This is a genomic window from Ramlibacter aurantiacus (assembly GCF_016722895.1).
Taxonomy (GTDB): Bacteria; Pseudomonadota; Gammaproteobacteria; order Burkholderiales; family Burkholderiaceae_C; genus Ramlibacter; species Ramlibacter aurantiacus.
The window spans coordinates 1-8,828 of record NZ_JAEQNA010000019.1 but is presented as its reverse complement, the minus strand read 5'-3'; the positions used below and the strand labels follow the sequence as shown (position 1 = coordinate 8,828).

General features: G+C 71.5%; 8 protein-coding genes and 2 pseudogenes. 9 read left to right on the top strand and 1 reads right to left on the bottom strand.

Going from position 1 to position 8,828, the window contains the following annotated elements; translation table 11 throughout:
• The 8 genes and pseudogenes from JI739_RS24915 to JI739_RS24175 all read left to right on the top strand — a co-directional run.
• A pseudogene (locus JI739_RS24915) lies at positions 1 to 133 on the top strand (monooxygenase); the annotation flags it as partial.
• Positions 134 to 209: 76 nt separating this feature from the next.
• Entirely contained in the window at positions 210 to 1,019 is an 810-nt protein-coding gene (locus JI739_RS24200) for an FAD binding domain-containing protein (RefSeq protein ID WP_201686594.1), read from the top strand.
• Positions 1,020 to 1,027: 8 nt separating this feature from the next.
• Positions 1,028 to 1,441: pseudogene (locus JI739_RS24665) on the top strand (SRPBCC family protein); the annotation flags it as partial.
• A 99-nt stretch (positions 1,442 to 1,540) separates the two neighbouring features.
• Entirely contained in the window at positions 1,541 to 2,023 is a 483-nt protein-coding gene (locus JI739_RS24660) for a (2Fe-2S)-binding protein (protein ID WP_354003800.1), read from the top strand.
• Positions 2,020 to 4,371 (top strand): xanthine dehydrogenase family protein molybdopterin-binding subunit, encoded by a 2,352-nt coding sequence (locus JI739_RS24190; RefSeq protein WP_201686592.1) that lies wholly within the window; start codon positions 2,020 to 2,022, stop codon positions 4,369 to 4,371. Before JI739_RS24660 ends, JI739_RS24190 begins: the two co-directional genes overlap by 4 nt.
• A complete protein-coding gene (locus JI739_RS24185) occupies positions 4,368 to 5,105 on the top strand; it encodes an enoyl-CoA hydratase/isomerase family protein (RefSeq protein ID WP_201686591.1) in 738 nt (245 codons plus the stop codon). The genes JI739_RS24190 and JI739_RS24185 overlap by 4 nt, the downstream gene beginning before the upstream one ends.
• 189 nt (positions 5,106 to 5,294) lie before the next feature.
• Entirely contained in the window at positions 5,295 to 6,821 is a 1,527-nt protein-coding gene (locus tag JI739_RS24180) for a UbiD family decarboxylase (protein WP_201686590.1), read from the top strand.
• 60 nt (positions 6,822 to 6,881) lie between these two features.
• The gene (locus JI739_RS24175) at positions 6,882 to 7,901 is read left to right on the top strand and encodes a Bug family tripartite tricarboxylate transporter substrate binding protein (RefSeq protein WP_201686589.1); all 1,020 of its coding nucleotides are present in this window, start codon (positions 6,882 to 6,884) and stop codon (positions 7,899 to 7,901) included.
• A gap of 34 nt (positions 7,902 to 7,935) precedes the next feature.
• Here the strand turns inward: JI739_RS24175 and JI739_RS24170 are convergent, their stop codons facing one another.
• Positions 7,936 to 8,559, bottom strand: a complete 624-nt coding sequence (locus JI739_RS24170) for a UbiX family flavin prenyltransferase (RefSeq protein ID WP_201686588.1) — start codon at positions 8,557 to 8,559, stop codon at positions 7,936 to 7,938.
• Between the two features lie 128 nt (positions 8,560 to 8,687).
• On the opposite strand from JI739_RS24170, the gene JI739_RS24165 reads away from it, so the two are divergent.
• Positions 8,688 to 8,828, top strand: a 141-nt coding sequence (locus JI739_RS24165) for an FAD-dependent oxidoreductase (RefSeq protein ID WP_494338074.1), incomplete at its 3' end; no start/stop codon positions are given.

Here is an 8,828-nt window from a genome sequence, read left to right as displayed (position 1 = left end):
GCGCTTCCACAACCCGCAGCTGGCCCATGCCGAAGGCGCGGCGAAGTACGTGGACGAGCAATGGAGCGAAGACCGCGTGAAAGAGCGCTACGAGTGGCTGTTCGAGTACAAGGCCGATACGGTCCCCCTATGAGCGCGGGCGCTGCTTCGAGCATGACCTTCCACGCGCCGCGCCGCGGCCACCCCGGCCTGCCGAGGGCCTGAGCACGATGTATCCCTTCCGTTACGAGCGACCGACCGACGTGGCCGAGGCCGTGGGCCTCTTGCAGGCGCATCCGCAGGCGCGGCCCCTGTCCGGCGGCATGACCCTGGTGCCGACGCTCAAGCACCGCCTGGCGCGTCCCTCGCACCTGGTCGACCTGACCCGCCTGCCGGGCTTGCGGGGCGTCGAGCTGCAGGACGGCGTGCTGCGCATCGGCGCGGCCACGCCGCATGCGCAGGTGGCCGCCTCGCCCGTGGTCGGGCAAGCCATTCCCGCTCTGGCCGAGCTGGCCGGCCTGATCGGCGACGCGCAGGTGCGCCAGCGCGGCACCCTGGGCGGCTCGATCGCCAACAACGACCCGGCGGCCGACTACCCCAGTGCCGTGCTCGCGCTCGGCGCGACGGTGGTCACCGACCGCCGCCGCATCGCCGCGGACGAGTTCTTCACCGGCATGTTCAGCACCGCGCTGCAGCCCGGCGAGATCGTCACGGCGGTCGAGTTTCCGCTGCCGCTGCGAGCCGCCTACTGCAAGCACCGGCATCCCGCTTCGGGGTACGCGCTGGTCGGCGTGTTCGTCGCCGATACACCGAACGAACGGCGGGTTGCCGTGACCGGCGCCGCGCCCTGCGTGTTCCGCTGGCGCGAGGCCGAAGCGGTTCGTCCCTCGGACGCACGCGATCCCGGCGCCGACGCGCTTCCCCCGCTGTCACCCGAGGGCCTGAACGACGACCTGGCGGCCACCCCCGCCTACCGCGCGCATCTGGCGAGCCTGTTGCTGCGGCGCGCGCTGGTGCAGCTGCGCGCGTCCGCTGCCTGAAAGCGACCATGGAATTCACCGGAACCCAACTCATCCCGGCCCGGCGCGCCGCCGTCTGGAGCGCGCTCAACGACCCGGCGGCGCTGCAGCAATGCATCCAGGGCTGCGAGCGCTTCGAGGCCGACGGCCCCGGCCAGTGGACCGCTGTCGTCGTCGCCGCCATCGGCCCGGTCAAGGCGCGCTTCACCGGCAGCGTCTCGCTGCACGACATCGAGCCGCTGGCCGGCTACCGCCTCGAAGGCCAGGGCCAGGGCGGCGCCGCCGGCTTCGGCAAGCTGCAGGCGCAGGTGCGCCTGCGCGACGAGGCCGGCAACACCCGGCTCGACTACACCGCCAAGGCGCAGGTCGGCGGCAAGCTCGCCCAGATCGGCTCGCGACTGGTCAGCGGTGTCGCGCAGAAGATGGTCGACCAGTTCTTCACGGCCTTCAACGAGCTGCTGGCCGGCGGGGGCACCCACCTGGCGGGGCCGGCTGTCCAGGAAGCCGAAGGCAGCGAGGGCGGCGAAGCCACGCTCGCGCGGGTGCAGCTCACGGTGAACGGCCGCCCGGTCGAGCGCCAGGTGGAGGCCCGCACGCTGCTGGTCGAATTCCTGCGCAAGAACCTGGGCCTGACCGGCACCCACGTGGGCTGCGACACCACGCAATGCGGGGCCTGCACCGTCAACCTCGACGGCGTGCCGGTCAAGTCGTGCACCGTGCTGGCGGCGCAGGCCAGCGGGGGCAGCGTGACCACCATCGAGGGGCTGGCACCGGCGGGCGGGCTGCATCCGCTGCAGCAGGCCTTCAACCGCTGCCATGCGCTGCAATGCGGCTTCTGCACGCCGGGGATGATCATGGCCGCCGATGGCCTGCTGCGAAGCGGCTGCCCGGTGAACGACGCCAGCATCGAACAAGCGCTGGAAGGCAACCTGTGCCGCTGCACCGGCTACGTCCACATCATCGATGCGGTGAAAGAGGCGGCGCGCACGCTCGGGGTGCCGACGGGACAGGAGGCCGCATCGTGATCGGCCATCCGCTGCCCCGCCGCGAGGACGAGCGCCTGATCACCGGGCGCGGCCAGTACACCGACGACGTCGACCTGCCCGGCCAGGCCTGGGCCGCGTTCGTGCGCTCGCCGCATGCGCACGCGCGCATCCTCGGCATCGACACCGGGGCTGCGCGCGCCATGCCCGGCGTGGTGGCCGTGCTCACCGGCGCCGACTACGTCGCCGACGGCTATCGCGGCATCGACCACATACCCAATCCGATCGACGCGGTGGACGCCAGGGCCAAGGCCTTCACCCGTTCGGGCACCGGCCGCGTCTACGAGCGCCGGCAGTGGCCGCTGTCCGTCGACAAGGTGCGGCACGTCGGCGAAGCGGTGGTCATGGTCGTGGCCGAGACCGCCAACCAGGCACGCGACGCGGCCGAAGCCGTGGCGGTCGACTACGAGGTGCTGCCCGCCGTGGTGCGCGCCGACGACGCGTTGGCCGACGGCGCCCCGCAGCTCTACGACGACCTGCCGCGCAACCTGTGCTTCGAGACCGAACTCGGCGACCGCGCGGCGGTCGACGCCGCATTCGCGCGCGCCGCCTGCGTGGTGCGGCGCGAGTTTCGCAACAGCCGCATCGTCAACTGCCAGATGGAGCCGCGCTCGGCCATCGGCCACTACGACGCGGCCCAGGACCGCTGGCTGCTGATCTCCGGCAGCCAGGGCGTGACGCGCCAGCACATGGGCCTGGTCGATGCGCTGGGCGTGCCGCCCGAGCGCATTCGCGTCGTGTCGCCCGACGTGGGCGGCGGCTTCGGGCCACGCAGCTCGCTGAACATGGAGCCGGTGGCGGTGCTGTGGGGCGCGCGCCGCGTCGGCCGGCCGGTCAAGTGGACCAGCGACCGCAGCGAAGCCTTCGTCAGTGACTACCAGGGGCGCGACCTGATGATCCGCGCCGCGGTGGCCTTCGACGCGCAGGGCCGCATCCTGGCGCTGGACAACCAGTTGATCGGCAATGTCGGGGCCCACGCGGTGTCCTATGTGCCCATGTCCAACTCCTCGCGCGTGGCGACCAGCGTGTACGACGTGCCGGCCGTGGCGCTGAAGATCACCGGCGTCATGACCCACACGGTGCCCACTGGCCCCTATCGCGGCGCCGGGCGGCCCGAGGCCATGCATGCGATCGAGCGGGTGCTGGACATCGCCGCGCGTGAACTGGGCATCGACCGCGTCGAGATCCGCCGCCGCAACCTGATTCCCCGCCACAGCCTGCCGCGGCTCAGCCCCATGGGCCTGCCTTACGACGCCGGCGACTTCCCCGCCAACATGGAGCGCGTGCTGCAGCTGGCCGACTGGGCGGGTTTCCCGCAGCGCCGCGCGGAATCGGCGGCGCGCGGGAAGCTGCGCGGCATCGGGCTGTCCAACTACGTCGAGTCGCCGGTCGGCGCGCCGCGCGAACGCATCGAACTGGTGATGGGCGCCGATGGACAGCTCGACGTGGTCGCCGGCACGCAATCCACCGGGCAGGGCCACGAGACCACCTTCCTGCAGGTGCTGGCCGAGCACCTGGGCCTGCCGCCCGAGCGGATGCGGCTGCGCACCGGCGACACCGATTTCGTCAAGGTGGGCGGCGGCACGCACTCGGACCGCTCCATGCGCCTGGGCGGCACGCTGCTGGTGCAGGCCTCGGCCCAGCTGCTGGAGCGGGCGCGCCTGGTCGCCGCCGACATCGCCAAGGCGGAACCCGCGCAGCTGGAGCGGCACGCCGACGGCTTTTCGCTCAAGCGCCGGTGGCGCAGCGACCGCGTGGTCACCTGGGCCGAAATGGCGCGCCGCGTCGCCGAGCACGGCCGGCCCGATGACCGCGAATGCAGGACACTCGGCGCCGATGCCGAGTTCTTCGGCCGCATGCCGGCCTACCCCACCGGCGCGGCCGTGTGCGAGCTGGAGGTCGACCCCGACACCGGCGAGGTGAAGTTGCTGCGCTACACCGCCGTCGACGACGTCGGCCGCGCGATCAACCCGCTGATCATCGAGGGCCAGATCCACGGCGGCTTGGCGCAGGGGCTGGGCCAGGCGCTGGGCGAGCACTACGCGATGGACGACAGCGGCCAGGTGCTGGCCGGCTCGTACATGGACTACCGTCTGCCGCGCGCCGGCCTGCTGCCGCCGCTGACGGTGGAACTGACCAACGACCCCACGCAGGGCAACCCGCTGGGCGTCAAGGGCGGCGGCGAGTGCGGCATCACGCCGGCCACGGCCGCCACCTTCAATGCGTTGGCCGACGCGCTGGCCGAGGTCACGCAAGACGAGATTCCCATGCCCGCCACCGCGCTGGCGCTCTGGCAACTGATCCACCGCCAACCCGAGGTCCACGCATGAACGACAACGACAGCGGCCTGCTGGTGCACCGCGAGGGCGCCGTGCTGCGCCTGACCCTGAACACGCCCGACAACGGCAACTTGGTGAGCGCGCCCATGGGCGCGGCGGTGATCGCCGCGCTCCAGCAGCTCGACCCGGAAGTCCGGGTGGTCGTGCTGCGCGGCGCCGGCGCCGACTTCTGCGCCGGCCGCGTGTCGCCGACGCCGGCCAAGGGTGCGCCGCCGCCGTCGGCCGAACGCCTGCGCCAGCTGGTCGCGCAACCGGCGCTCGACCTCTACGACGCCATCAAGGCCGTGCCGGTGCCCACGGTGGCCGTGGTGCAGGGCCGGGCGCACGGCGTGGGCACCGCCCTGGCGGCGGTCTGCGACATCACGATCGCGGCCGAAGACAGCCGCTTCTGCATCCCCGAGATGGAGCGCGACATTCCCCCCACGCTGGTGATGGCGGCGCTGTGCGACCGCGTGCCGCTCAAGACCCTGAGCTACCTGGTGCTGAGCCGGCATGAGTGGAGCGGCCGCGAGGCGCAGGCCGGTGGCCTGGTGAGCTGGACGGTCCCGGCCGCGCAGCTCGACGCGCAAGCGCAGGCCCTGGTCGAGACCCTGTCCGGCTGCGCGCCGGCGGCCTTGCGCGCCTGCAAGCAGTACCTGGCCCACGCACCGGCCATGAGCCCGCAGGCCGCCAGCGCCTTCGCCGGCCACCTGGCCGGCACCGCGCTCTCAGCGCGATATCAATGACCACCCCGAAGCGCCTGCGGCGCCTCCCCTCGAGGGGCGCCACCGGCGGCCCGGAGCAAAAGGCCCACCCCGAAGCGCCTGCGGCGCCTCCCCTCAAGGGGCGTCACCGGCGGCCCGGCAAAGCCGGTTCCGCGGTGGCCATTGGTTGCAGGGTTTGCTGGCGAACTGACTTGACAACGGATACACCGAATGACCATCGACCTTGAACGATTCCGCCTGCGCAGCTACTTGCAGGGCCTGGGTGAGGACCACCTGAAACAGCACGCGGGGGCGGTCGACCTCTACGACATCGGCGGCATCCTCGAAGGCGCGGTGCCGGCGCACCATTTCGCGCTGCCGGGCGGCAGCGGGCCGGACCTGGTGGGCAACGTGATGGCCAACCGCGAGCGCGTGGCCCGGGCCTTCGATGCCAGCCCCGGCCAGCTGGTGACCGAGGTGCTCAAGCGCCTGCGCAAGCCGCAGCCCATCGTGACGGTGCCCGGCAGCGAGGCGCCGGTGCAGCAGGTGGTGCTGCAGGGCGACGAGGCCGACCTCACGAAGCTGCCGGTGCACCTGCAGCACGAACTCGATGGCGCGCCCTACATCGGCGCCATCGACTTCACGCGCGATCCGTCCACCGGCTGGACCAACATCGGCGTGCGCCGGCTGATGCTGCGCGGCCGCCGCACGGCCGGCGTGGACCTGGTGGCGCCGTCGGACCTGCGCGCGCTGTACCTCGGCCACGCGAAGCGCAAGGAGCCGATGCCGGTGGCCTTCGTGGTGGGCGCGCACCCCATCGACTACGTCGCGGCGACCATGCGCATGCCGGTCGACGAACTGGAGCTGCTGTCCTCGCTGCGCGGTGCGCCGCTGGGCGTGGTCAAGTGCATCACCAACGACCTGCTGGTGCCGGCCGACGCCGAGTACGTGCTGGAGGGCTACTTCGATCCGCACGGCCACGTCGAACCCGAAGGCCCCTATGGCGAGTTCCTGGGTTACTACGGCGGCGTCAAGCGCAACCCGCTGTTCCGCCTGACCGCCATCACCCACCGGCGCGACCCGCTGTTCCAGACCCTGAGCATCAGCGGCCGCACGATGGACCGCACCGACACCGCGCAGCTGTGTGCGCTGCGCACCGAGGTCACCGCCTGGCAATCGATCCAGCTGGCGGTGCGCGAACTCAAGGCGGTGTACGCGTCGGCTGCTTCCGGCGGCATGTTCAACCTGCGCGTGGCGCTGCAGCAGCGCGTGCCCGGCGAGGCCCGCAATGCCATCGCCGCGGCCTTCTCCTGCCAGGCCAACATCAAGCACGTGTTCGTGGTCGACCCCGACATCGACATCTTCTCGGACACCGAGATGGAATGGGCGCTGGCCACCCGCTTCCAGGCCAACCGCGACCTCGTCACGATGGACGGCATGCGCGCCATGCCGCTGGACCCCTCGCTGGAGGGCGAACGCACCGGCAGCAAGCTGGGGTTCGACCTGACCCTGCCGCTGCTGGCGCCGGGCGAGCAGCGCAGCATGGAGCACACCGTCCCCACGCCCCCGTTCCCGGCCACCCCGGGCGCGGCGGTGGTGTCGCCGGCCGAGGCGCTGGGCCAGGGGCCCAAGACCTTCGCCGAGCTGATGCGCGCGGTGGGCAGCCGCGACGGACGCGAGCTGGTGTGCTGGCTCGAAACGCAGGACCAGGCCGGCCGGCTCGACCGCGACGAAGCGGGCCGCTGGCGCCTGAAGTGATCCCGGGGGGGCGGGCATCCGCCCCCCGTTCTTGAAGACAACGTCAACCAGGAGACGACCTTGACCCCCTTGCGCTTTCCAGCCCTCCACAAGATCGGTGCCACCGTGGCACTGGCCCTGTCCTGCGCCATGCCCTTCGTGCCCTCGGCGGCCCATGCGCAGTCGGCTGCCCAGGCCCCTTATCCGAACCGCACGATCAAGTTCATCGTTCCCTACACGCCCGGAGGTCTCGGCGATTCGTTCGCGCGGGCCTTCGCGCAAGGCATGTCCGACCGCCTCGGCCAGCCGGTCGTGGTCGAGAACATGCCGGGCGCGAGCCAGGCAGTGGGCGCGGCGGCGGCGGCGCGCGCGGCGCCCGACGGCTACACGGTGTTCATGGGCACCCAGTCGGGCTTCGTGCTGAACGTGATCGCGTCGGGCTCCAAGCTGAACTTCGATCCGCTCAAGGACTTCGAGCCGGTGTCCATGCTGTTCGCCTCGCCGTTGTTCCTGGTGGTGCACCCGACGGTGGAAGCGAAGTCCCTGCAGGAGCTGATCGCGCTGGCCAAGAGCAAGCCCGGGAAGCTGACCGCCGCCACCATCGGCGAAGGAACGACCACCCACCTGGCGTCCATCATGTTCGAGAAGCGCGCGGGGGTCGACATCCTGCAGGTTCCGTACAAGGGCAGCGCGCCGGCCATCGCCGACCTGCTGGCCGGCCGCATCGACATGATGTTCGAAGGCGGCGCCTCGGCGCTGCCGCACGTGCGCGCGGGCAAGCTGCGCGTGCTGGGCTCTTCAGGCGCCAAGCGCAGCGAGCAGGCGGTGCCGGGCCTGCCGACCATCGGGGAGACGTTCCCGGGCTACGAGGTCAACGCCTGGTTCGCGCTGTTCGCCCCGGCCGGCACGCCCAAGGGCGCGATCGACCGCCTGAACAAGGAAATCCAGGAAGTCCAGAAGACGCCGCGGCTGCAGGAGATGGCGCTCAAGCTGGGCGCGGAGATCGAGGGCAGCACGCCCGAGGAGCTGGGCACGCGGCTGCGCGCCGAGCTGAAAAGTGCCGCGATCGTGATGAAGGAAGTCGGTTCCGCGGCGCGATGAGCGATGGGGGAGGGCGCTCGCGCCCTCCCTGCTTTCACGGCGCGGGGGGCCTGGCCTTGCCGCCACCCCAGCGCCGGGTGCCCGGCAGGGCGATGTCGAACAGGTCGAGCGCCCGCCCCACCGTCTGGTCCACCAGGTCCATCAGCGTCGCCGGGCGGTGGTAGAAGGCCGGCACCGGCGGCATGACGATGGCGCCATTGCGCGTGGCCTGGGCCATCAGCTCGATGTGCCCCGCATGCAGGGGCGTCTCGCGCAGGAGCAGCACCACGCGCCGCCGCTCCTTCAGGCACACGTCGGCGGCGCGCGCCACCAGCTCGTCCCCGTAGCAATTCGCCACCGCGCTCAAGGTCTTGATGGAGCAGGGCGCCACCAGCATGCCGGCCGTGCGGAAGGAGCCCGAGGAGATCGACGCGCCGATGTCCTTGGCGTGGTGAACCTCGTCGGCCAGCGCCCGCACGTCGTTCACTTCGTAGTCGGTTTCTTCCACGATCGTGCGCGCCGCCGAGGCCGTGAGCACCAGGTGGGTCTGCACGTCGGGCAGGCTGCGCAGCAGTTCCAGCGCGCGGATGCCGTAGATCGCGCCCGAGGCACCGGTGATGCCCACGATGAGGCGGCGCGTGGCGTGGGGCGGGCCCACGGGCGAAAGGTCTTGGGGCATGCGAATTCCTCGGAGATGGCCCGATTCTGGGTGCGGAACCCTGATTGCCGCATTCATAAGCATTGGCGATCGAGTCAGCGAAAGTTTGAGCTTCCGCACCGAGTGCGTGGCACTTACAGTGCCCCACGCTGAAAAGGATTGACGACATGCGGGTGGTGGTGATCGGTGCGGGAATCGGGGGCCTGACGGCGGCCCTGGCGCTCATGCGCCGGGGTTTCGAGGTGCAGGTGCTGGAGCAGGCGCGCGAGCTGCGCGAAGTGGGCGCGGGC